General features: G+C 67.8%; 22 protein-coding genes and 1 pseudogene. 10 read left to right on the top strand and 13 right to left on the bottom strand.

From position 1 onward, the window contains the following. Genes uraD through F1D05_RS01410 form a run of 4 tightly spaced genes read left to right on the top strand, consistent with a single transcriptional unit; the run spans position 1 to position 3,091 of the window. Positions 1-513 (top strand): 2-oxo-4-hydroxy-4-carboxy-5-ureidoimidazoline decarboxylase, encoded by a 513-nt coding sequence (gene uraD, locus F1D05_RS01425; protein WP_185445516.1) that lies wholly within the window; start codon positions 1-3, stop codon positions 511-513. Further along, the gene (uraH, locus tag F1D05_RS01420; RefSeq protein ID WP_185445515.1) at positions 510-836 is read left to right on the top strand and encodes a hydroxyisourate hydrolase; all 327 of its coding nucleotides are present in this window, start codon (positions 510-512) and stop codon (positions 834-836) included. The genes uraD and uraH overlap by 4 nt, the downstream gene beginning before the upstream one ends. Positions 837-839: 3 nt before the next feature. Next, the gene (gene pucL, locus F1D05_RS01415; protein ID WP_185445513.1) at positions 840-1,745 is read left to right on the top strand and encodes a factor-independent urate hydroxylase; all 906 of its coding nucleotides are present in this window, start codon (positions 840-842) and stop codon (positions 1,743-1,745) included. After that, positions 1,742-3,091 (top strand): 8-oxoguanine deaminase, encoded by a 1,350-nt coding sequence (locus F1D05_RS01410; protein ID WP_185445511.1) that lies wholly within the window; start codon positions 1,742-1,744, stop codon positions 3,089-3,091. Before pucL ends, F1D05_RS01410 begins: the two co-directional genes overlap by 4 nt. Positions 3,092-3,430: 339 nt before the next feature. Here F1D05_RS01410 and F1D05_RS01405 read toward each other — a convergent pair whose 3' ends face one another. After that, the gene (locus tag F1D05_RS01405) at positions 3,431-4,681 is read right to left on the bottom strand and encodes a DUF6986 family protein (protein WP_206686032.1); all 1,251 of its coding nucleotides are present in this window, start codon (positions 4,679-4,681) and stop codon (positions 3,431-3,433) included. Between the two features lie 137 nt (positions 4,682-4,818). Between F1D05_RS01405 and F1D05_RS01400 the strand changes: the two genes are divergently transcribed. After that, entirely contained in the window at positions 4,819-5,601 is a 783-nt protein-coding gene (locus F1D05_RS01400) for an IclR family transcriptional regulator (RefSeq protein WP_185445509.1), read from the top strand. 3 nt (positions 5,602-5,604) lie between these two features. Here F1D05_RS01400 and F1D05_RS01395 read toward each other — a convergent pair whose 3' ends face one another. Next, the gene (locus F1D05_RS01395; protein WP_185445507.1) at positions 5,605-5,868 is read right to left on the bottom strand and encodes a hypothetical protein; all 264 of its coding nucleotides are present in this window, start codon (positions 5,866-5,868) and stop codon (positions 5,605-5,607) included. 130 nt (positions 5,869-5,998) lie between these two features. On the opposite strand from F1D05_RS01395, the gene F1D05_RS01390 reads away from it, so the two are divergent. The 3 genes from F1D05_RS01390 (at position 5,999) to F1D05_RS01380 (ending at position 8,885) form a co-directional block, all read left to right on the top strand. Beyond that, positions 5,999-6,385 carry a hypothetical protein gene (locus tag F1D05_RS01390; RefSeq protein WP_246486356.1) on the top strand — a complete coding sequence of 129 codons (387 nt, stop codon included), beginning with the start codon at positions 5,999-6,001 and terminating at the stop codon, positions 6,383-6,385. Then, positions 6,382-8,055, top strand: a complete 1,674-nt coding sequence (locus F1D05_RS01385) for an alpha-amylase family protein (protein WP_185445505.1) — start codon at positions 6,382-6,384, stop codon at positions 8,053-8,055. Before F1D05_RS01390 ends, F1D05_RS01385 begins: the two co-directional genes overlap by 4 nt. A gap of 125 nt (positions 8,056-8,180) precedes the next feature. After that, positions 8,181-8,885 carry a GAF and ANTAR domain-containing protein gene (locus F1D05_RS01380; protein WP_185445503.1) on the top strand — a complete coding sequence of 235 codons (705 nt, stop codon included), beginning with the start codon at positions 8,181-8,183 and terminating at the stop codon, positions 8,883-8,885. A gap of 5 nt (positions 8,886-8,890) precedes the next feature. Here F1D05_RS01380 and F1D05_RS01375 read toward each other — a convergent pair whose 3' ends face one another. From F1D05_RS01375 to F1D05_RS01335, 9 genes are all read right to left on the bottom strand, one after another. Then, positions 8,891-9,694, bottom strand: coding sequence for a CPBP family intramembrane glutamic endopeptidase (locus F1D05_RS01375; RefSeq protein ID WP_185445501.1), 804 nt, complete (start codon positions 9,692-9,694; stop codon positions 8,891-8,893). A 22-nt stretch (positions 9,695-9,716) separates the two neighbouring features. Beyond that, on the bottom strand, positions 9,717-10,718 hold the full coding sequence (locus tag F1D05_RS01370) for a Gfo/Idh/MocA family protein (RefSeq protein ID WP_185445499.1): 1,002 nt from the start codon (positions 10,716-10,718) through the stop codon (positions 9,717-9,719). 34 nt (positions 10,719-10,752) lie between these two features. Then, positions 10,753-11,748 (bottom strand): Gfo/Idh/MocA family protein, encoded by a 996-nt coding sequence (locus F1D05_RS01365; RefSeq protein ID WP_185445497.1) that lies wholly within the window; start codon positions 11,746-11,748, stop codon positions 10,753-10,755. A 59-nt stretch (positions 11,749-11,807) separates the two neighbouring features. Next, positions 11,808-12,140, bottom strand: a complete 333-nt coding sequence (locus F1D05_RS01360; protein WP_185445495.1) for a hypothetical protein — start codon at positions 12,138-12,140, stop codon at positions 11,808-11,810. Between the two features lie 30 nt (positions 12,141-12,170). Continuing rightward, a complete protein-coding gene (locus tag F1D05_RS01355; protein ID WP_206686031.1) occupies positions 12,171-13,439 on the bottom strand; it encodes an ADP-ribosylglycohydrolase family protein in 1,269 nt (422 codons plus the stop codon). An 81-nt stretch (positions 13,440-13,520) separates the two neighbouring features. Further along, complete coding sequence (locus F1D05_RS01350) at positions 13,521-14,117, bottom strand: AMIN-like domain-containing (lipo)protein (RefSeq protein ID WP_206686030.1); 597 nt, start codon at positions 14,115-14,117, stop codon at positions 13,521-13,523. A gap of 156 nt (positions 14,118-14,273) precedes the next feature. Then, a complete protein-coding gene (katG, locus tag F1D05_RS01345) occupies positions 14,274-16,466 on the bottom strand; it encodes a catalase/peroxidase HPI (RefSeq protein WP_185448935.1) in 2,193 nt (730 codons plus the stop codon). Positions 16,467-16,528: 62 nt separating this feature from the next. Beyond that, positions 16,529-16,960, bottom strand: a complete 432-nt coding sequence (locus F1D05_RS01340) for a Fur family transcriptional regulator (protein ID WP_185445491.1) — start codon at positions 16,958-16,960, stop codon at positions 16,529-16,531. A gap of 101 nt (positions 16,961-17,061) precedes the next feature. Then, positions 17,062-17,784, bottom strand: a complete 723-nt coding sequence (locus F1D05_RS01335; protein ID WP_185445489.1) for a LysR substrate-binding domain-containing protein — start codon at positions 17,782-17,784, stop codon at positions 17,062-17,064. A gap of 69 nt (positions 17,785-17,853) precedes the next feature. Here F1D05_RS01335 and F1D05_RS01330 point away from each other — a divergent pair, with 69 nt between their 5' ends. Continuing rightward, entirely contained in the window at positions 17,854-18,237 is a 384-nt protein-coding gene (locus F1D05_RS01330) for a DUF5997 family protein (RefSeq protein ID WP_185445487.1), read from the top strand. A 6-nt stretch (positions 18,238-18,243) separates the two neighbouring features. Here the strand turns inward: F1D05_RS01330 and F1D05_RS01325 are convergent. Together F1D05_RS01325 and F1D05_RS01320 are read right to left on the bottom strand one after the other, a co-directional pair. Next, positions 18,244-19,387, bottom strand: a pseudogene (locus F1D05_RS01325) (fatty acid desaturase family protein). Positions 19,388-19,400: 13 nt separating this feature from the next. Continuing rightward, the gene (locus F1D05_RS01320) at positions 19,401-20,489 is read right to left on the bottom strand and encodes a ferredoxin reductase (RefSeq protein ID WP_185445485.1); all 1,089 of its coding nucleotides are present in this window, start codon (positions 20,487-20,489) and stop codon (positions 19,401-19,403) included. 86 nt (positions 20,490-20,575) lie between these two features. On the opposite strand from F1D05_RS01320, the gene F1D05_RS01315 reads away from it, so the two are divergent. Next, entirely contained in the window at positions 20,576-21,796 is a 1,221-nt protein-coding gene (locus tag F1D05_RS01315; protein ID WP_185445483.1) for a PucR family transcriptional regulator, read from the top strand.

The following is a 21,796-nucleotide window of genomic DNA, read 5'->3' as shown; positions in this document are numbered from 1 at the left end:
GTGGACCTGCAGAACTTCAACTCCATACCAGCCGACGAGCTGCGCCCCCTGCTCGCCGCCTGCTGCGACGTACCGCGCTGGGTCAACCGCATCCTCACCGCCCGCCCGTACGACGACCTCCCCTCCCTCACCGCGGTCGCCGACCAGGCGGCACGAGACCTTGACGCCACCGAGGTCACTCAGGCCCTAGCAGCCCACCCCCGAATCGGCGACCGAGCCAACGGCAACACCACCGAAGCAACTTGGTCCCGCAACGAACAATCAGGAGTAGGCGACGACCCGTCAGTACGAGCAGCACTAACAGCCGGCAACCAGGCCTACGAACAACGTTTCAACCAGGTCTTCCTCATCTGCGCCACCGGCCTCACCGCCTCCGAAATGCTCACCGCCCTCCACCATCGCCTGACGAACGACCCCCGCACCGAGGCATACGTAGTACAAGACGAACTCCGCAAAATAGCCGTACTACGCCTGACCAAACTCATTGCCCTAGGCAAGGAGATCCCCGCATGAGCACCATCTCCACCCACGTCCTGGACACCGCGCTCGGCCACCCCGCCCCAGGCATCCCCGTCCACCTCCACCAGCTGACCTCAGCAGCGCTGGTCGGGAGCGGTACTACGGATGCTGATGGCCGCGTTACCGATTTCGCGTGCGGTCAGTTGGAGCCTGGCAACTATCAGCTTCGGTTTGATGTCGCGGAGTACGGGGCGGCTACCGGGCAAGAGCTGTTTTTTCCTGAGATCAGTGTGACTTTCACGATTACCGACGAGCGGCATTATCACGTGCCGTTGCTGCTCAGCCCGTTTGCGTTTTCTACCTATCGAGGGAGCTGACCGATGGCGATCCACCTGGGAGCCAACCAGTACGGCAAGGCCGAGAGCCGGGTCGTCCGCATCTACCGCGACACCCCCCGGCACCAGATCCGCGACCTGAACGTCTCCTCCGCACTGCGTGGCCGGTTCGAGAACGCGCACACGACCGGCGACCAGTCCGACGTACTGCCGACCGACAGCCAGAAGAACACCGCCTTCGCCTTCGCCAAGGAGAAGGGCGTCGGCGCGATCGAAGAGTTCGCACTCACGCTGGGCGACCACTTCCTCGAAGCCTCTTCGGCCGCCGACGGCGCGCGGGTGGAGATCGAGGAGTACGAGTGGGAGCGGATCTCCGTCGACGGCGCCGGCCACGACCACTCCTTCGTCCGCGGCGGCAGCGGCATCCGGACGACGGTCGTCAACGTCGAGGGCCGCGGCGACGATCGCAGGGCGCACGTCGTGTCGGGCATCCGCGACCTGACCGTGCTCAAGTCCACCGGCTCGGAGTTCCACGGCTTCCTCAAGGACAAATACACGACCCTGCCAGAGACCGACGACCGCATCCTCGCGACCTCGCTGGTCGCCCGCTGGCGCTACGACCACACCGACGTCGACTGGGACAAGTCGTACGACGAGATCAAGGGCCTGCTGCTCGAACAGTTCGCGCGGATCCACAGCCTCGCGCTCCAGCAGACGCTGTACGGGATGGGCGAGGCAGTGCTCGAGCGCCACCCGGAGGTCGCGGAGATCAAGTTCTCGGCCCCCAACAAGCATCACTTCCTGGTCGACCTGAGCCCCTTCGACGTGGAGAACCCGGGCGAGGTGTTCATCGCCGCCGATCGTCCGTACGGGCTGATCGAGGCGACCGTCGTGCGCGACGACGCCACGGATGCAGGGTCGGCCTGGCACGCAGTACCGGGGTTCTGTTGATCATCATCGACGGAGCCACGATCGTCACGCTCGATCAGGAACGCCGTGAGCTCACCTCAGGACACGTCATTGCCGACGGCAACCGCATAGTTGCCGTCGGCCCCGGGCCCGCACCGAGGCACGAGGGAGCGCGGGTGATCGATGGCCGGGGATGCCTCGTCACCCCCGGCTTCGTCAACACCCATCAGCATCTCTACCAATGGGTGACCCGGGGGCTGGCCGTCGATGCCACCTTGTTCGGCTGGCTGACCGCGCTCTACCCGGTCTGGGCCGGCATCGACGAGGAGTCCGTGCACACGGCCGCCCAGGGCGCGCTGGCCCAGCTCGCGCGGACGGGCTGCACGACGGCCGCCGATCATCACTACGTCTTCCCCGGCGGCGACCTGCTGGCGGCCGAGATCTCTGCCGCTGCCGAGGTGGGACTTCGGTTTCACCCGGCGCGCGGTTCGATGGACCTGAGCGAGAAGGACGGTGGACTGCCACCCGACTCCGTGGTCCAGGACCGCGACGAGATCCTGGCCGCGACCGAGGCGGCGATCGACCGGTGGCACGATCCCGCACCGGACTCGATGCTGCGGATGGTGGTCGCACCCTGCTCGCCGTTCAGCGTCACCAGCGAACTCATGCGCGAGTCGGCGGAACTCGCCCGCCGCAAGGGCGTCCGGCTGCACACTCACCTGGCCGAGACCACCGACGAGGCCGACTGGTGCGACGAGAAGTTCGGCTGTACGCCGTCCGAGTACGCCGCGGAGCTCGGCTGGACCGGGCCGGATGTGTGGTTCGCGCACGGCATCCACTTCGACGACGCGGAGATCAAGCGGCTGGGCCAGACCGGCACCGGGGTCGCGCACTGCCCGAGTTCCAACGCGCGTCTCGGGGCCGGGATCGCGCGGGTCGCGGACCTCCGGGCGGCCGGCTGCCCGGTCGGCCTCGGCGTGGATGGTGCCGCCAGCAACGAAGCGGGCAGTCTGCTCGAAGAAGTAAGGCACGCACTGCTCTTCGCTCGGGCCCGAGGCGGCCCGCAGGCGCTCGGCGTACGGGCTGCACTGGAGATGGCAACCCTCGACGGCGCCCGCATCCTCGGCCGCGAGAACGAGATCGGCTCCCTGGAGGTAGGCAAACTCGCCGACCTCGCCGTCTGGCGACTCGACACCCTCCCCCATGCAGGCATCGCCGACCCAGTAGCCGCCCTAGTCCTAGGCTCACCACCCCCACTGGAACTGCTCCTCGTCAACGGCCGCCCGGTGGTCGAACACGACACGGTGATCACCGTCGACGAAGCCACCCTCGCCAGCCAGGTAGCAACCACCCAACGCCGCCTCCTGGCAAAGCTCACCCGCGCCTAGCACCACAAAGCCGGCCAAAGCACCAGACCGCGGAGCGGACCCCCCACCGCCGGCGTCCCCCGTTCCCCAGTTCCCCAGTACGGCGTCTTTGTGCACCGGCTGAGCATTCCGCCGCCGGAAGACGCTCACCTGGTGCACAAGGGCCGGCGACCGACACCGGCGTTCCGCCCTCTGTGCACGACCTGAGCATGTATTCCGCCCAGAACGCTCAGCCGGTGCACAAAGACAGCCGTACCGCAGGCCACAGGGGGCTACTCAGGCCCTCGCCCTTCGCGCCAGCCAGCCTGCCCAATCACGCTCCGCACGACTTGGCCCCCACGGGACTGAGGCGGGGTGGTCTTATGGACGGAGGGGGCGGCGGGCCAGTTTTGCTAGTTGGGGGGTGCCTATGCCGATGAGGGTGTTGATTTCCGATAGCTCGGTGGCGCCGCATTCGAGGCCGCGGAGGATGTAGCTCGCGAGGGCTGCTGCTGTGGCGGGCTCGTCGAGGTAGCCGGAGTCGCCGCCGCCGAGGTAGGCGCGAAGCCGCGCGGCGGCCGACTCGAGGCCTTCGCGGTAGAACAAGTAGGTGGCGACGTAGCGGCTCGGGAGCTGGGCGGGGTGCATGTCCCAGCCCTGGTAGATGCCGCGCGCGAGCGAACGTCGTACCAGCCGCAGGTGAAGTCGCCAGGCAGCGTGCACAACCTCGCGATCGCCGACCGGCAGAACATTCGTCGAGCCGTCGCAGACGAACACCCCCGTGCCCGCCGCGGCCAACTGCATAACGTCTTTGGCGTGGTCGGCGACCGGGTGCTCCATACTCTGGTACGCGGCTGCGACGCCGAGCGAGGCCGAGTAGTCATAGGTGCCGTAGTGCAGACCGGTCACCCGTCCCGCGCCGGCCCGGATCATGCGCCCCAACGGCGTGGTGCCGTCCGGCGCGAGGATCGCCTGCGGCGTCTCGACCTGGATCTCGAACTTCAGCGACCCCGAGGGCACCCCGTGGGCCTCCTCGATCGCCGCGAGCACGATCACCATCGCCTCGATCTGCTCCACCGACGTCACCTTGGCAAGCGTGATGACGAACCCGTCCGTCAACGCACCAGCTGCCGCCAGCTCACCGACGAAGAGGTCAAGCGTCCGCACCCCACGACGACGGCTCGGCGCCTCCAAAGACTTGATCCGAAGTCCGTAGTACGGCGGGACTTCGGCGGTCTTGACCAACTCGGCCACCGCACGGGCCGCGCTGAGGGCTGCCGCGTCCTCCTGCTCGTCAGGCCTGGTGCCGTAGCCGTCCTCGAAGTCGATCCGCAGATCCTCGATCGGCTCGCGCTCCAACTTGGCGAGAACGCGCCCGTAGACCTCAGCCGACAGATTCGTCGGCAACTCCAGCGCCTCGGCCAACTCCGCCCGCGACGAGGCATGGCGGACCAATGCGTCCCGCGCACCCTGTCCCCACTCGCCGACCGTCCCGGCGTCGAACCGGTCGGCGGGCACGTAGACGGTATGGACGGGTTGCCGGACCCCACGCTCGCCCGGGTACGTCGCGGCCAGCTCCGCGTCGGCATCCGCCAGCCGCCGATCCAGCTCAGCAAGGAGTGCATCTTCCACTTGACCGCACCTCAATCCTCGAGATTTCGTAATGCGGATATTAGTATCTGTACTACGGAAGTTGCAAGAGCGCCCTGCTTCCACCATCTGGCGGTAAACTTCCGTCATCCGGAAGCTTCGAGGAGAGTGGGATCACCGTGACGGCGGAGACCAGCAGCACGGCAGAGACCAGCAGCAAGGGCCGGTCCGGCAGCGTGCAGTCCATCGAGCGCGCCTTCGGCCTCTTGGAGATGATGGCCGACGCCGGCGGAATGATGGGCCTGTCCCAGCTGGCCACCGCCTCCGGCCTCCCACTGCCGACGATCCACCGCCTGGTCCGCACGCTGGTCGACCTCGGCTACCTGCGCCAGGAGCCCTCGCGGCAGTACGTCCTCGGACCCAAGCTGGTCCGCCTCGGCGAGAGTTCGTCGCGGATGCTGAGCGTCTGGGCCCGCCCGCATCTGGCCCGGCTGGTCGACGAGCTCGGCGAATCGGCCAACATGGCGATGCTCGACGGCGACCAGATCGTTTACCTCGCCCAGGTCCCGTCCCGGCACTCGATGCGGATGTTCACCGAGGTCGGCCGCCGGGTGCTCCCGCACTGCACCGCGGTCGGCAAGGCGATCTTCTCCCAGCTCGCGGAGAACGACGTCCGCGACCTGCTGCAGCGCACCGGTATGCCGAAGCACACCGACAACACCATCACCGACCCGGACGCGTTCATGTCCCAGGTGCACGCCACCGAGGAGCAGGGCTACGCCATCGACGAGGGCGAGCAGGAGCTCGGCGTCCGCTGCGTCGCCGTACCGGTGCCGGACGCGCCGTCCCGGTTGGCCATCTCGATCTCGGGCCCGGCCGGCCGGATGACCGAGGACCTGGTCGAACGCGCGGTCCCCTTGCTCACCCAGGCCGCGAAGTCCCTGTCCGAAGACCTCCGCTGACCCTCAGCCCGCGTCGCGGTCTTCTTGTTCCGAGGCCAGCTGATCCAGCAGTCCCACGACCCGCTCGATGACTTCCCGGGCGATGTCGTACTCCGCTCGCCCGAACTCCTCGATGAACCGCTCCTCGAGCTCGACCAGGTGCTCGTACCCGTCGGCGGCGACCCAGCGGCCGTGCTCGGTGTAGCTGACACGGCCATCATCGCGATCTGACCGTGTACGACGGCGCCGGTCGGGGCACGTGGAGGCATGACCGTCTACGGCTTTCATGCCTCCCACGAGCAGGTCCCACCCGCCGAGCCGCCGGCGCTCCTTGCCGCGGCCGTGTCCACCAGTACGGCGAAGTGGTGCGCGGGCTGGGCCGACGGGATGATCACCATCGCGGGCCGGGGAAGACCAGTTGCGCCGGATGATCTCGGCGTACAAGGACAACGGCGGACGCGGCAAGGTCTGCCTGCAGGTGCATCTGAGTCACGCCGCCGACGAGCAGCGGGCGCTCGAACTAGCCCATGACCAATGGCGGACCAACGTCTTCGCCCCACCGTTCTGCTGGGACACCGACACGGCCGAGGCGTTCGACCAGGCCGCGGAGCACGTGCCACCGGATGGCATCCACCAGGCGGTCCGGGTGTCGTCCGATCCGGCCCAGCACGCCGAGTGGCTCAACTCGTACGCCGAGCTGGGCTTCGACGCGATCTATCTGCACCACGTCGGGCGCGAGCAGTCGGAGTTCATCGACGTGTTCGGCGAGAAAGTCCTCCCCCAACTGGAAGTGAGCCAACCGTGAGGCTGACCGAGACCGCCGATGTCTGGTGGAAGAACGCTGTCGTCTACTGCCTGGACATCGAGACCTTCTTCGACACCGACGGGGACGGCCGCGGCGACATCCGCGGGCTGTCGCAGCGGATCGACCACCTCGCCGAACTGGGTGTCACCTGTCTGTGGCTGATGCCGTTCTATCCGACGCCGGACCGCGACGACGGGTACGACATCACCGACTTCTACGGCGTCGACTCCCGGCTGGGCACGCACGGGCACCTGGTCGAGCTGATCACGCTGGCCCAGGATCGCGGGATCCGGGTGATCGCCGACCTGGTGGTGAACCACACCTCCGATCAGCATCCCTGGTTCCAGAGCGCCCGGGCGTCGCGGGAATCGCCGTACCGGGACTGGTACGTCTGGCGCGACGAACCGCCCGCGGATGCCGCCGAGGGCATCGTGTTTCCGGACCAGGAGACCAGCCTGTGGCAGTACGACGAGCAGGCCGGCCAGTACTACCTGCACCAGTTCTACAAGCAGCAACCCGACCTCGACATCGCCAACCCGCAGGTCCGCGAGGAGATCATCCGGATCATCGGGTTCTGGCTGCAGCTCGGGCTGTCCGGGTTCCGGGTCGACGCCGTCCCGTTCCTGCTGGACACCAAAGGCGCGCAGGACGCCGGTGCGCTGCCGGACCCGCACGACTACCTCCGCGACCTGCGGGCATTCCTCAACCGGCGCAACGGACATGCCCTCCTCCTCGGCGAGGTGAACCTGCCTTACCAGGACACCCGGAAGTTCTTCGGCGACGAGGACGGCGACGAACTGACGATGTGCTTCGACTTCATCGGGATGCAGAAGCTGTACCTGTCGCTGGCCCGGTCCGATCCCGCCGAACTGGTCAAGGCCCTGAACGAACGACCCGTTCCGCCGGAAGAGGCGCAATGGGGCACCTTCGTCCGGAACCACGACGAGTTGACCCTCGACAAGCTGACCGAGCAGGAGAAGCAGGAGGTCTTCGACGCCTTCGGACCGGACCAGGACATGCAGCTGTACGGCCGTGGCCTGCGCCGGCGGCTGCCTCCGATGCTCGGCAACGACCCGGCCCGGATCAAGATGGTCTACAGCCTGCTCTTCAGCCTGCCTGGTACGCCGGTGCTGTTCTACGGCGAGGAGATCGGCATGGGCGAAAACCTCAGTGTGGACGGGCGCAACGCGGTACGGACTCCGATGCAGTGGACCAGCGGCGTCAACGGTGGCTTCTCTGCCGCCGATCCGGACAACCTGTTCCGGCCTATGGTGGAAGGCGAACTGTCCCCGGAGTACGTGAACGTCGCAGACCAACGACGGGATCCCGATTCATTGTTCAGCTGGATCAAGCTCCTGGTCCAGCGCTACCGGGAGAGCCCGGAGCTGTCCTGGGGTACCTGCACGATCCTTGCCACCGAGGCCCCCTCGGTTTTCGCCCACCGTTCGGACTGCGAGGGCGGCACGGTGATCGCCCTGCACAACTTCGCCGACGAACCTGCGGAGGTGACGATCGCTGTGGCAGGAGCGGCTGCCGGCCTCCGGGTCGCGGACCTTCTCAGCGGGGCTGTCACCGAGGTCGGAACCGACGGCACCTTCCGCCACCGCGTCGAAGGATACGGCTGCTGTTGGCTCCGAGTACTGCGCCCCGGCGATCGCTACCTGGTCTGATGCGCTGGTGAAACCGCCACGCTGACACCCCTCCGGTAAACCACGGAGGCGGTGCACTACCTTTGGCCTCGGATCACTCCTGAGGTGTGGGTGCTCCTGGTGCTGACACCTGCCTGGAGCGAACCATGACGCCGCTTGATCCCGCTTCCGCCGACGTGGCGGAAACGTTCGCCCGGCTGGCGCTCGAGCTGCACGACGCCGACGGGGTGGGCGAGACCATCGACGCGGTCGTCCAGTTCGCTCTGCAGGCGCTCAACTGCAGCTACGCCGGTGTCGCACTCAACACGAGGGGTAGCCGGCCGCAGGTGGCAGCGGTGACCGACCCGGTCGTCGCGGACGTGTACGACCTGCAGCTCAGTACCTCGGTCGGTCCCCTGGTCACCGTCCTGCGGGAACACACCACCGTGCTCATCCGGGACACCTTCACCGACGACCGGTGGCCCCAATGGGCTGCGAAGGTGGCCGCCCTGGGGGTCCGCAGCGTGCTGGACGTTCCGCTGCTGATCGGCGGCGGCACCACCCGGTCGGTCGGCGTACTCGGTCTGTACAGCCCCGGCCCGAACGCGTTCGGCGAGGACGGCGAGGCGATCGCGCACATCCTCGGCCGGCATGCCGCCGTCGCGGTCGCCTCCGCGCGGCATGACGAGACCATGACGTCGGCGGTCGACGCCCGCAAGCTGGTCGGCCAGGCGATGGGCATCCTGATGGAGCGCTTCGACGTCGACGACGACCGCGCGTTCGCCATCCTCAAGCGCTACTCCCAAGACACCAACACCAAGCTCCGAGATGTCGCCCAGCAACTCATCGACACCCGCAAGCTCCCACACTGACCGGATCAGCCGCCGGGTAGCCAGCCGACCTTCCCGATCAGGTAGGTCGCTCCGACCAGCGCGACCACGTCGATCAGCGTGTGCGCCACTACCAGCGGCATCACGCGTCCCCACCGCCGGTACAGGTAGCAGAACAGCCCACCCATCACCAGGTTCGCGACGAAGCCGCCGAATCCTTGGTAGAGGTGGTACGACCCACGCAGCACGGCGCTCGCGGCCGTCCTGCTCCTGAAGGACCAGCCCAGCTGCTCCAGCCGCCGGGTCAGATATCCGAGGACGATGACCTCTTCGAGTATCGCGTTCTGCGCCGCGACCGCGATCAGCACCGGCACCCGCCACCAGGCTCCGGGCAGCTGCGCCGGATCGACGGTCAGACTCACTCCCACCGCGACGGCCGTGAGATAGAAGGCCAACCCGGCGGCACCGACACCCGCGGCCACGGCCGCTCCACGGGCGAGATCCCGGCGGCGGTCCCGTCGGTCGAACCCGAGCGTCCGCAGTGATTCACCACCCCGCGCCAGCAGGTGGGCCACCAGCGCGACCGGCACCAACGCCGTCACCACCGCGAAGATCTGCCAGGCGAGGTCGAGCCATGGCCGCCCCGGAGCACGCGAACCGACGATCACCGCCGTCTGATCGCCCAACGGACGATGCGAGGTGAGCACCCCGGTGAAGGAGATCAGGGCCGAAACGGCCGATGCGCCGAGCGACAGCGCGAGGACGAGCCAGACCTCCTTCACCAGGACACGCTTCTCGAGCCTCACGGCCGTCGTCTGCTCCGACGCGCTCTCGTCAGCGGTACTGGTCACTCCTCAACTATCCCGCGTCGGTTCAATCGGCTCGGAGTACGGGGGCGATCGTCTTGTTGCGAGCGCCTTCGTAGGCGGCGAGCAGGATGCCCAGGACAGCGATGCCCTCCTCCTCGGTGTGCAGCGGGCGGGTCTTGTTGAGCAGGGAGTCGGCGAAGTGGCCGATCTCGGCGACGAAGGTGTCAACGGGCTCCAGGTCGATGGTGCTGGTCTCGCCGGAGCGGAGCTTGGTGGTGACGGAGCTCCCGTCGCTGTGCAGGGCGCCGAGCTCCCCGACGACCGAGAAGCGCTCGGTGCCGGCGGCCGGCTGATAGGCCCAGCTGGTGACCAGTTGCCCAACGACGCCGTTGTCGAACCTGATCAGGACCTGCGCGGAATCCTCGCCCTCCATGAACTTCAGCCGATGCGTGGACAGCATCGCGGTCGCCTCGACCGGTAAGCCGCCGGCCAGGTGCAACATCAGGTACGTCGGGTGGTAGCCGGTGTCGATCAGCTCGCCGCCACCGCTCGTACTCGTGCTCGCGCGCCAGCCCATGTTGGCCGGGTCGAAGTCGTTGTAGAAGCTGTCGGTGGTCCGCACCTCGTAGACGGTCCCGAGGGTTCCCGCCTCCAGCAACTCCTTCGCCTTGGCGACAGCCGGCATGAACAACTGGTTGTGCGCGCACATCAAGGTGACGCCGCTGGCGCTGACCGCAGTACGGACGTCCTTGGCCTCAGCCGCGGTCAGGCAGAGCGGCTTCTCACACAGGATGTGCTTGCCCGCCTCGGCCGCCGCGACGATCGCGTCGCGGTGCAGGTGGTGCGGCAGGCAGATGTCGACCGCGTCGAGGTCCTCCGCGGCGAGCATCTGGCGATAGTCCGTGTACGGCGTGGCGCCCAGCTCGGCGCCGCGGGCAGCAGCCGTTTCCTCGACCGCGTCGGCCACCGCGATGACGCCGATCCGGTCGGCGTGGGCGTTGTAGCCCTTGATGTGAGCGGACGCGATGCCGCCGGCCCCGATCAGGCCGACCTTGATTTGTGGCATGGGTGTCTCCTCGTTCGTGGGGTGGGGAGAACGATCAGGCCGTCGGGCCCTGGTAAGAGATGGCCCGGCCCGCCGCCGCGGCCTCGTTCGCCGCGACGACCATCCGGGTCAGCTCCACGGCCCGGGCGAGGTTGTCGTCGGCGCGGGTGCCTCCTGCGATGTGGTCGACCCATTGGCCGAACGCGTCCTGACTGTGGTCCGGCACGAGCAGTTGCTTGCCGCTGACCTGCAGGAGGTTGCCTTCGTCGGTGTAGGTCAGGCTGCCTTCGGTACCGAAGATCTCGATCGTGAAGGGGTTCGGGCTCGCGAACCCGGCCTCGATCACGCCGATCTTCTGATCGGCGTACCCGACCGTCACGACCGCGTTGTCCTCCAGGTCACGACCGGCCACCGACCGGTACGTCGCGCTGACGGTCTCGGGATCCGCGCCGAGGAAGAGCTGGAGCAGGTAGACCGGGTGACAGCCGAGGTCGGTCAGCGCGCCGCCGATCGCCGTCTCCGGCTCGAAGAAGCGGCGGGGCAACCAGCCGTCCTCTCCCCCGTTCTTGGCGATGGCACCGTCGTGCGAGAGCCGGACGCGGCCGTAGGTGAGCCGGCCGAGGTCGCCGCTGTCGATCACCTCGCGGATCGCCTGCGTGTAGCCGTGCGCGAGCCGGGGCAGCGAGACCACGAGTTTGACCTTGTTGGCGTCGGCGGCGGCGATGATCTCCTCTGCCTCCGCGACGGTAGGCGCGAGCACCTTCTCGGTGAAGATGTGCTTGCCGGCGTTCGCCGCGTTGACCATGATGTCGCGGTGCACATTGGTCGCCGTGGTGATGGTGACGCCGTCCAGGTCGTCGCGGGCGAGCAGAGCGTCGAGATCGTCCGTGTACGGCACTCCGAACCGATCCGCACCAGCCTGGCCGAGCGCGGGGTCGTCGTCCCAGACGGCGACCAGCTCCGTCCCGGGATGTTGCTCGGCCTGTTTCGCGTAGTCCCCGGCGTGGACGTGCCAGAACCCCAGCACCGCGATCTTGAGCGGTTTCGACATGTTTCTCCTGACATAGTCGGTCAGTTCCATCCAACACCTCCCGGCCGCCGGGCGATAGATCACCGCGAGCCGCGACGGGTTGTAGGTATATTTCGCCGACAGGAACTGAAGGACGACCGGGGCCGGATGGGACCGCCGGACGGGAAGGACAGCGCCTCCAGTTCGCCCACCGAGATCGCCCCCAACGCCCGCGCGGACGGCGTACCAAAATCGGCGAGGACCACTGTGGCCTCGTTCTGGAGCAGGAGCTCGGCGACATCGAGCTCCACCACTCGTTGCGGCAACGGTGAAGGAACCACGCGACGCCAGTCAGCACCGTCCCGGCGTACCTGCCAGCCGTTCTTGGCGGCGATCGCGTGGGCGATGTCCTCCGGATAGCCACATGACGCCATCCCCGCACGACCGTCAGACCGGACAATTGGTCAATCGATGGGCCCAGCCGGATCAGCGGCGGCGGTGACGTCGGCGCGAACCAGCGCAAATCGACGCGGCCGCTCGGAGGCGGCCTCCAACGTCAGCACCGTCGCTTCGCCGTCGATGGCATCAGTCCCCCGCCCCACTCGGGCGGTCAGAAGTCGCTCGGAGTGCCAGTGTTCCTTGGCCTCCGGAGATTTGCCGCTCTCCAGGTACAGGTAGCGGGTGAAGGCGATCCGTATCCGCCCAGCGGGCAACTGCTCCCAGTTGAAGCGCTCGACCTCGGTGGCGAACGCATTGGCGTGCTCAAACCAACCGGTGCCGTCAGCAACGAATGCGACCCGGTCGGCCTCCGTTGCTCCCTGAAAGAGCGAATCGTCACCCCACAGCCCCACCACCGAAGGCCCGGCCGGATCCGCCAGCGGTGACGTGCAGGAAAGCAAGCGGGCATCAAGATTCCACAGGTAACCACGCCCGTACGGGCCGTTCTCCAGCCCGCGCCGCAGCACGTTCGGAAGGTCCTGGACCACCAGCGGCGATCGCGACGCCGCGCCGAGCGCCACGGTCGCGACAGTGTCGACGTCACCGGTGAAAGCCACACAGCTCCGCAAAATGTCGCTCAGGCTGGTGCTCTTGGTCATCGCTGTGATCGCAGCGCGAACGCTCATCCACCCCTGTGCGCCAACCTTGCCACGCCAAGGTTGCGACCACCCGCCCCGACCACCCACGGACTGCACCTGCCGGTCGATCCACGGTCCGAGCTGGGCCAACGGACCCAGCTCGTAGTGGCAGTAATGCACAGCCAGCGCCGCCGCCTGCGCCGCCTCGATGCCGGCCGGAGTGTCGTGCGTGACGCGAGCTTGTACCGCGCTGTGGTGCAGCACGTCGGCCACCGTCGGCAGCAGCCCCACCGGCCCGGCCCGCATGGCCGCCCCACTCTTGTCGCTGCTCGGATCGATCCGAGCCAGCAACTCGGCACCATCCTGTACTTCGGACAGCAGCCGGTAAAACCCACCGGCGTACCCTTCGCGCCGATCCCGCCGAAACGCCGTCACGAATCGATCCGCCAGCCGCTCGCCCGTCCATGGCTCGGCGGAAATCAGGTGCTCGGCAACGGCGATCGTCATCTGCGTATCGTCGGTATAGGCACCAGGCCCAATACCCGCGTGCGTCGGATGCTGGACATAGCCGCGCACCGTGTTGTGCGTCGCGACGAAGGCCGGATCCGCATACTCGAACCCGGCCCCGTACGCGTCCCCCACCGCCAGCTCGACCAACATCTACCGGCACCTGGGCACAGCTGGCGCGCTGCTCGCGCCGATGGTCGCATCCTTACTCACACGGGCAATTCTGCACTATTACCAGTGGTGGGCGACGTCAACGACGATGCGGCTCGTGTTCGCTGCGCCGGTGAGGGTGAAGACGCGGAACGGGAGGCGGGCGCGGACGCCGAGCCCGATCGTGGTCTCCCCTTCGAAGCTGCCCGCAGTCGCGACCTGCCGGAAGGTCCGGTAGCCGTGCACGTTGGTCAGTTCGTTGACGTTCGCCGGGTGATAGGTGTCGTTGCCGGCATCGTCGTACGAAGGCACGGACAGGACGATCTCCAGCTTGGCGCCGCCACGGAGCGGCACGAGGGCCCCTTCCCCGACGGTGTAGACGTTCGTGACGTAGCGCACGCCGAACCAGGACGGCTTGCCTTTGACGTCGAAGACGATGCGGTCGAAACAGTCGTGCCGACCGGTCCGGACGTTCGTCAGCTTGCCGAGGCCACGGTAAGTACTTGCCTCCGGCAATGAACCCCAACCGGTGGGGCACGAGCTGGCGGCTGTCGTGGACGCGTCGGCGACGGCCGGTACGGCGACCGCGGCTGCCGGGATGGCCGCAACTGCCAGGATGGCGAAGGCGGCTCGGAGAGGTCGGCGGATCGGCTTGTGATCGGTGTGGATGAACTTCATGAGTTGTCCCCCCTTAGAGACACTTAATAGATGCGCTCAGGGGGCTCGAAGTTGACATAGCGCCGCAGTGATTTCAGGTGCCCGCCCAGCCACGGACCGCAACTAGCCGAGGGGCCCAGGCGAGCCTGGACCCCTCGACAGCAAACGTGGAACAGATCAGACCAGGTCGTACCGGTCGAGGTTCATCACCTTGTCGAAGGCGGCGACGAAGTCGTGGACGAACTTCTCCTTGGCGTCGTCGCTGGCGTAGACCTCGGCCAGCGCTCGCAGCTCGGAATTCGAGCCGAAGACCAGGTCGACCCTGGTACCGGTCCACTTGACCTCACCCGAGGCGTCGCGACCTTCGAAGGTCTCCGAGTCCTCGGAGACCGAGCTCCACGTCGTACCCATGTCGAGCAGGTTCGTGAAGAAGTCGTTGGTCAGCGACTCCTGCGCCGAGGTGAGGACGCCGAGCGAGGACTGCTGGTGGTTCGCACCGAGCACCCGCAGGCCGCCGATCAGGACGGTCAGCTCCGGCGCGCTCAGGTTCAGCAGGTTCGCGCGGTCGACCAGCAGGTACTCCGACGGCAGCCGGTTGCCCTTGCCGCGGTAGTTCCGGAAGCCGTCCGAGGTCGGCTCCATCGCGGCGAACGAGTCGGCATCCGTCTGCTCTTGCGTGGCGTCCGTACGCCCCGGGGTGAACGGCACCTGTACATCGAAGCCCGCGTTCTTGGCGGCCTTCTCGACACCGGCGACGCCACCGAGCACGATCAGGTCGGCCAGCGAGATCTTCTTGCCACCGGCGCTGTTGAACGACTCCTGGATCCCTTCCAGGACACGCAGTACGAGCCGCAGGTTGTCGGGCTCGTTGACCTCCCAGTCGCGCTGCGGCTCGAGGCGGATCCGCGCACCGTTCGCGCCACCGCGCTTGTCGCTGCCACGGAACGTCGAGGCCGACGCCCACGCGGTGGAGACCAGCTGCGAGACCGACAGGTCCGAGTCGAGTAGCTGCGTCTTGAGCGCGGCGATCTCGTCATCGCCGACGAGTTCGTGGTCGAGGGCAGGCACACGGTCCTGCCAGACCAGCTCCTCCTGCGGCACGAGCGGGCCGAGGTAGCGCTGGATCGGGCCCATGTCGCGGTGCGTCAGCTTGAACCAGGCGCGGGCGAACGCGTCCGCGAACTGGTCCGGGTTCTCCAGGAAGCGGCGTGAGATCTGCTCGTAGATCGGGTCGACCCGCAGCGCGAGGTCGGTGGTCAGCATCGTCGGCGTACGGACCAGCGAACCGTCTTCCGGGTCCGGCACGGTGTTCGCGCCGGCGCCGTCCTTCGGCTTCCACTGGTTGGCGCCGGCCGGGCTGTGGGTCAGCTCCCACTCGTAGCCGAACAGGTTCTCGAAGAAGGCGTTGCCCCACCGGGTCGGGGTCGCCGTCCAGGTGACCTCCAGACCACTGGTGATCGCGTCGCGACCCTTGCCGCTGCCGAACGAGCCCTTCCAGCCGAGGCCCTGCTGCTCCAGCGGCGCGCCCTCCGGCTCCGGTCCGACGTACTGCTCGGGGTCGGCCGCACCGTGGGTCTTGCCGAAGGTGTGCCCGCCGGCGATCAGCGCGACGGTCTCCTCGTCGTTCATCGCCATCCGGCCGAACGTCTCGCGGATGTCGCGGGCCGAGGCCAGCGGATCCGGGTTGCCATTCGGGCCTTCGGGGTTCACATAGATCAGGCCCATCTGTACCGCGGCCAGCGGGTTCTCCAGCTCGCGGTCACCCGTGTAGCGGTCGTCGCCGAGCCAGGTCTGCTCCGGACCCCAGTAGACGTCCTCGTCCGGCTCCCAGACATCCGCGCGGCCACCGGCGAAGCCGAAGGTCTTGAAGCCCATCGTCTCCAGCGCGCGGTTCCCGGTGAAGATCATCAGGTCGGCCCACGAGATCGACTGGCCGTACTTCTGCTTGACCGGCCAGAGCAGCCGGCGCGCCTTGTCCAGGTTGCCGTTGTCGGGCCAGCTGTTCAGCGGCGCGAAGCGCTGCATACCGGCGCCGGCGCCACCACGGCCGTCGCTGATCCGGTACGTGCCGGCGCTGTGCCACGCCATCCGGATCATGAAGGGGCCGTAGTGACCGAAGTCGGCCGGCCACCAGTCCTGCGAGGTCGTCAGTACCGCGTCGACATCGGTGGCCAGGTCGTCGAGGTTGACGGTGCCGAACGCCCTGGCGTAGTCGAAGTCCGCGCCCAGCGGGTTGGCCACCGCGGGGTGCTTGCGGAGGATCTTCAGGTTGAGCTGCTTCGGCCACCAGTCACTGTTGCTCCCGCTCTCGGTCGGGTGCTTGAAACGACCGTGGTCGACCGGACACTGGGCTTGGCTCGGCTCATTCATCTCGCCGACTTCGGCGTCAGGCTTGTCAGACACGGGAGTACCTTCCGGAGTAAAGGGATTGATCAAGTACCGGTTCTGGCCGAGCAGTCGGGGCACAGGCCCCAGTAGACGACCTCGGCCTCGTCGATCACGAAGCCGTGATCCTCCGAGGCCGTCAGGCAAGGGGCCGAACCGTGGGCGCAGTCCACGTCGGCGATGGTGCCGCACGACCGGCAGACGACGTGGTGGTGGTTGTCCCCGACGCGCGACTCGTACCGCGCGACCATGCCGGTCGGCTGGATCCGCCGGAGCAGACCGACCTCGGTCAGCGCGCGCAGTACGTCGTACACGGCCTGGTGCGAAACCTCGCCGAGATCGGCGCGCACGGCCCCGATGATCGAGTCCGTGTCGGCGTGCGGAATGCCGTGGACGGCAGTCAGCACGGCCACCCGCGGCCTGGTCACGCGCAGCGTTGCCCCACGCAACAGCTGCTCGATCTCGGAGGTCGTCGGCACGTTCCGGAGTCTGCCCCCTTTTCTGGAATCAGTCAAGATTAAGTACCGTGTCAGCCTCGGCCGGTCAGGAATCGCGGCGGCACAGCCGGATCCGGAGGTTCTCAGCGGCCGCGGGGTTTGCCGCGTTTGGCGGGCTGCCGGCGGCCGGCGGCGGCCTTCTTCCTGGGGTCCTGCTTCTTGGTGTCCTGGCGTTTGGCCTTGGGTGGCGTCGGCGGTCGTTCGCGGGAGCTGTTGACGGTCCGGCCGCGGACGATGCCGATGAACTGTTCCATCAGGTCGGTGGTCTCGGTCTCCGGCCAGGTCAGCGCGACCTGCGACTCCGGAGCGTCCGACAACGGCCGATAGGTGAGGTCCTTGCGGTGATGCAGCCGGGCCAGCGACTGCGGTACCACGAGGAGCCCCGCTCCCGCCGCCACCAGCTCGATCGCGGCAGCCGTCGTCGCGGGCCGCTCGAACGCCGGCTCCCCCGGAAGCTCTTCCCAGCCGAGGATGTCGTCGAGCGGATGCAGTATGAAATCGTCAGCGAGGTCGGCCAAGGTCACCTCTTCGGCCGCGGTCACGACGTGATCCTTCGGCACCACGACCACTGTCGTCTCGGTATAGAGAGGTATCGCGCTCAGACCCGTCCGGTCGATCGGCAACCGCACCAGCCCGGCGTCGGCTTCACCGGCCCGTACGACGTCGGCCGCTTCGGCGGCGGTGACCGGGATCAGCGTCAGCCGCACCCTGGGCAGCCGCTCGTTCCAGACCCGGACCCACTTGGTCGGCGTCACCCCGGGGACGTACGCGAGCTTGAAGGAGGCCGGTCCGTCGGAGTCTGTCACCGGCTCAGGCTAACGGGCCCTGAAGGATGGTGGTCATGGCGGCCGTGCATCGTCGTTACCCTTGACGCCATGACGTCGCAAAAGAGCACCCAGACCATGAAGGCCGCGACCGCGGCGAAGAAGCTGGGCGTGTACCTCGAAGCCACCCCCGCGGAGTTCCAGGAGGGTGTCGTCTCGCGCGACGAGCTCAACACGCTGCAGAACGACCCGCCGGAGTGGCTGCGCGAGCTCCGCCGTACCGGCCCGCACCCCCGGCCGGTGGTCGCGGCAAGGCTCGGCGTCTCGATCTCCGGCCTCGCCCGCGGCGGGGTCACCGACGCGCTGACCACCGAGCAGATCGAGGAGCTCCGGGACGAGAACCCGGAGTGGCTCGAGCGTGAGCGCGCCACCCAGGCCGAGGTACAGCGGGAAGCGGAGCGCCTGAAGGAAGCGCCCCGCCGCCCACGTTCCTGAGCAGGACTAGGCGGGCAGCGCCTGCCGGCCGCCCGCAACCCGCGACCTGACCTTTTGACCGAAGTCGTTCGGCAGCGACAGCCGGATCACCTTCGACCACGCCGAGGCGACCTGCTTCGGCAGCGGGCCGGTCGTGTAGGTCAGGCCGTACTCCTCGAAGATCGCCTGCACCTTCGGCGCGATCTCGGAGTACCGGTTGCTCGGCAGGTCCGGGAACAGGTGGTGCTCGATCTGGTACGACAGGTTGCCGGTCATGATGTGCATCGCGCGGCCGCCGGAGATGTTGGCCGAGCCGAGCATTTGTCGCAGGTACCACTCGCCGCGGGTCTCGCCCTCGATCGAGCGCCGCTCGAACGTCTGCACGCCTTCGGGGAAGTGACCGCACATGATCACCGAGTGCGCCCAGATGTTGCGGACCACGTTGGCCGTCGCGTTGGCGGCCAGCGTGTGCAGGGCCGACGGGCCCGACAGCAGCGGGTGGATCACGTAGTCCTTCGTCATCTGGCCGCGGATCTTCTTGAACACCTGCTTGGTGCGGGCCTTGAAGTCCGGGCTCTGGCGGCGCTTCTTGGTGGCCAGGTTCTTCCCGAGCTCCAGGTCGTACGCCGCGATGCCGTACTCGAAGAAGCAGGCGTTGATGAAGTTCCACAGCGGCTGGGCCAGGTAGAGCGGGTGCCAGCGCTGGTCCTCGTCGACGCGCATGATGCCGTAGCCGAGGTCGTTGTCCTTGCCGACCACGTTCGTGTAGGTGTGATGCAGTTCGTTGTGCGAGTGCTTCCACTGCTCCGACGGCGAGGCGTGGTCCCACTCCCAGGTGGTCGAGTGGATCTTCTTGTCCCGCATCCAGTCCCACTGGCCGTGCATGACGTTGTGGCCGATCTCCATGTTCTCCAGGATCTTGGCCACCGACAGACCCGCGGTGCCGACCAGCCAGGGCCGGCGGGAACAGGGACAGCAACAGCACGGCCCGGCTGGACAGCTCCAGCTTCCGCTGCACGTTGATGACCTTGCGGATGTACGCCGCGTCGGACGCGCCACGCTCGGCGATGACGTCGGCCCGGATCTCGTCGAGCCGGCGGCCGATCTCCTCGATGTCCGCACCGGTCAGGTGAGCGATCGGGTTGTCGGTCTTCTTCTGCAGCACTGTCATAAGGGGATCTCTCTCAGAGGTCGATGTCGCAGGAGCCGGCCGCGGCCGAGATGCAGGTCTGGATCAGGACGCCGTCGCCGGGGGCGGCGGTGGTGACGTCGCCGGAGCGGAGGTCGCGAACCGACCCTTCACGCAGCGGCAGTACGCACGAGAAGCAGATGCCCATCCGGCAACCCGAGGGCATCAGCACGCCGGCCTCTTCGCCCGCGTCGAGGATCGGCGTCGCGCCGTCGAGTTCTAAAGCGACCCCGGCCCCGGTGAATCGGACGGTCCCGCCCTCCCCCGGCTCGGCCAGAGCGGTCCGGAAGCGCTCGGTGTGCAGCAGTCCGGGGTCCGCCCACTGCTCTTCGAGCGCGTCGAGGAGACCGGCCGGACCACAGGCCCAGACCTCCCGCTCGGCCAGGTCGGGCACGAGCACGGCGAGGGCCGCCACATCGAGCCGGCCGTGAGTATCGGTGTGCTGCTCGACCAGCCGGAGGTGACCCTCTTCAGCGAAGCCACGCAGCTCGCTGCCGAAGATCACGTCATCGGCACAAGCCTCGGAGTGAACCAGTACGACGTCCCTCAGCCGATCGAGGCCGGCCCGCAGCATGCCCATCACCGGGGTGATGCCGCTGCCGCCGGTGACGAAGAGGACCTTGCGAGGCGCCGGGTCGGGGAGCACGAAGTCGCCGACGGCCTGGTCGAGGTGCACCAACTGGCCGGGCTGCAACTCCTGGGCGAGGTGAGCGCTGACCACACCGTCCGGGACAGCCTTCGCCGTGATGGTGAGCAGGCCGTTCCCGGGTGCGGACGTCAGGGAGTACGAGCGCCACAGCCGTACGCCGTCGACCTCGAGGCCGATCCGGACGTACTGACCCGGTTGGTGGCCGCGCCAGGCGCCGCCAGGCCGCAGTACGACGGTCACCGCGTCGGCGGTCTCCCGGCGGACCTCGACGACGCGGGCCCGCAGCTCGGCGCCGGGTCGCAGCGGCCGGAACATATCGAGGTAGTCGGCCGGATCGAACGGGTGCGTCGCCGCGGCCGCCAGCTGCCAGACCCGCTCACGCAGGCGCTGACGAGGGGTCGCCCGGACGCCTTGATCGGGCACGAAAGTGGTCATGCACTCCAGAGTCCTCGACAGGAGGTGTAATTTCATGACCGTAAGCGGTGAATCTGTCGGCCGATCTTGTACGGAGCGAACAAACAATGCCCGATTCCGATCGCATCCGTCACGCCAGCCGCACCGCGCGGGGAGCTGCCGACCTTGAGCTCGGCGAGGCGGCCATGGACCTGTTGCGCTCCCGCCTGGTCGACATCGCGCAGAACACGGTCCACGCGATCATCACCGAAGTGCCCGGCTACACCAATGCCCTGGCCGGCCCGATGGGCGCCAAGATCGAGGGTGCCGTCCAGCTCGCACTCGGCGGATTTCTCCGCCTGGCCAGCAGCGGCGACCCCGGTACGCCGCTGACTCCGGCTCTGGAAGGCGCCTACATCCTCGGCCGCGGTGAGGCTCGGAGTGGCCGCAGCATGGACGCGCTGCTCGCCGCCTATAGAGTCGGCGCTCGAGTCTCCTGGCGAGAGTTGTCCGGCACCGCCGTCGAGGTGGGACTCTCGGCCGAGACGCTGGCCAAGTTCGCCGAGCTCGTCTTCGCCTACATCGACGAACTCTCCGCCGCCAGCGTCGCGGGCCATACCGACGAGCTTGCGACCAGCGGTCAGGTCCGGCAGCGCTACCTGCAGGCGCTCAGCCGGAGTCTCTTGCAGGGAGATCGCGCGGACCAGCTCGTCGACCGGGCGGAGCGAGCGGGCTGGGAGCCACCGCAGACGTTGACCGCCGTGGTCCTGCCCAATGCCCACGTCCGTGGAGTTCTCGCCTCCTTGGATCCGCGCACCCTTCGCACCGAGGACGAGTTGCCCGAGCTGGAGAAGGAAGACGTGACGGTCCTGCTGGTCCCCGACGCGCACGGCTCAGCGCGACCCGCCCTGCTGCGGACTTTGCGCGGACGTCAGGCGTGGGTCGGTCCGGACAAACCTTGGACCGCCGCGCGTACGTCGTACGTCAGAGTCCTTCGGACCCGCGGCCTCGGGCTGGTGGTGGAAACCAGCGCACCGGTAGACACCGAGCATCACCTGGCGACCCTGGTCGTGACGTCCGACCCGGCGGCACTGGAGGATCTCCGGCAGCGGGTCCTCGCGCCGTTCGCCAAGCTCCGCCCGGCCACGGCCGAGCGGCTCATCGAGACGCTGCGGGAGTGGCTTCTCCAGCTCGGCCGACGCGACGAGGTCGCCGGCGCTCTCCACGTCCATCCGCAGACAGTGCGATACCGCATGGGCCAGATTCGTGAGCTCTTCGGCGACCGGCTCGACGACCCCCGGACGGTGCTCGACCTCACGATCGCCCTCACCGCCGAGCCCCTTCGTTAG

It is taken from the genome of Kribbella qitaiheensis (genome assembly GCF_014217565.1).
GTDB classification, from domain to species: Bacteria; Actinomycetota; Actinomycetes; order Propionibacteriales; family Kribbellaceae; genus Kribbella; species Kribbella qitaiheensis_A.
Note: the sequence above shows the minus strand (reverse complement) of the source record. Positions and strands in the feature narration are given on the sequence as shown.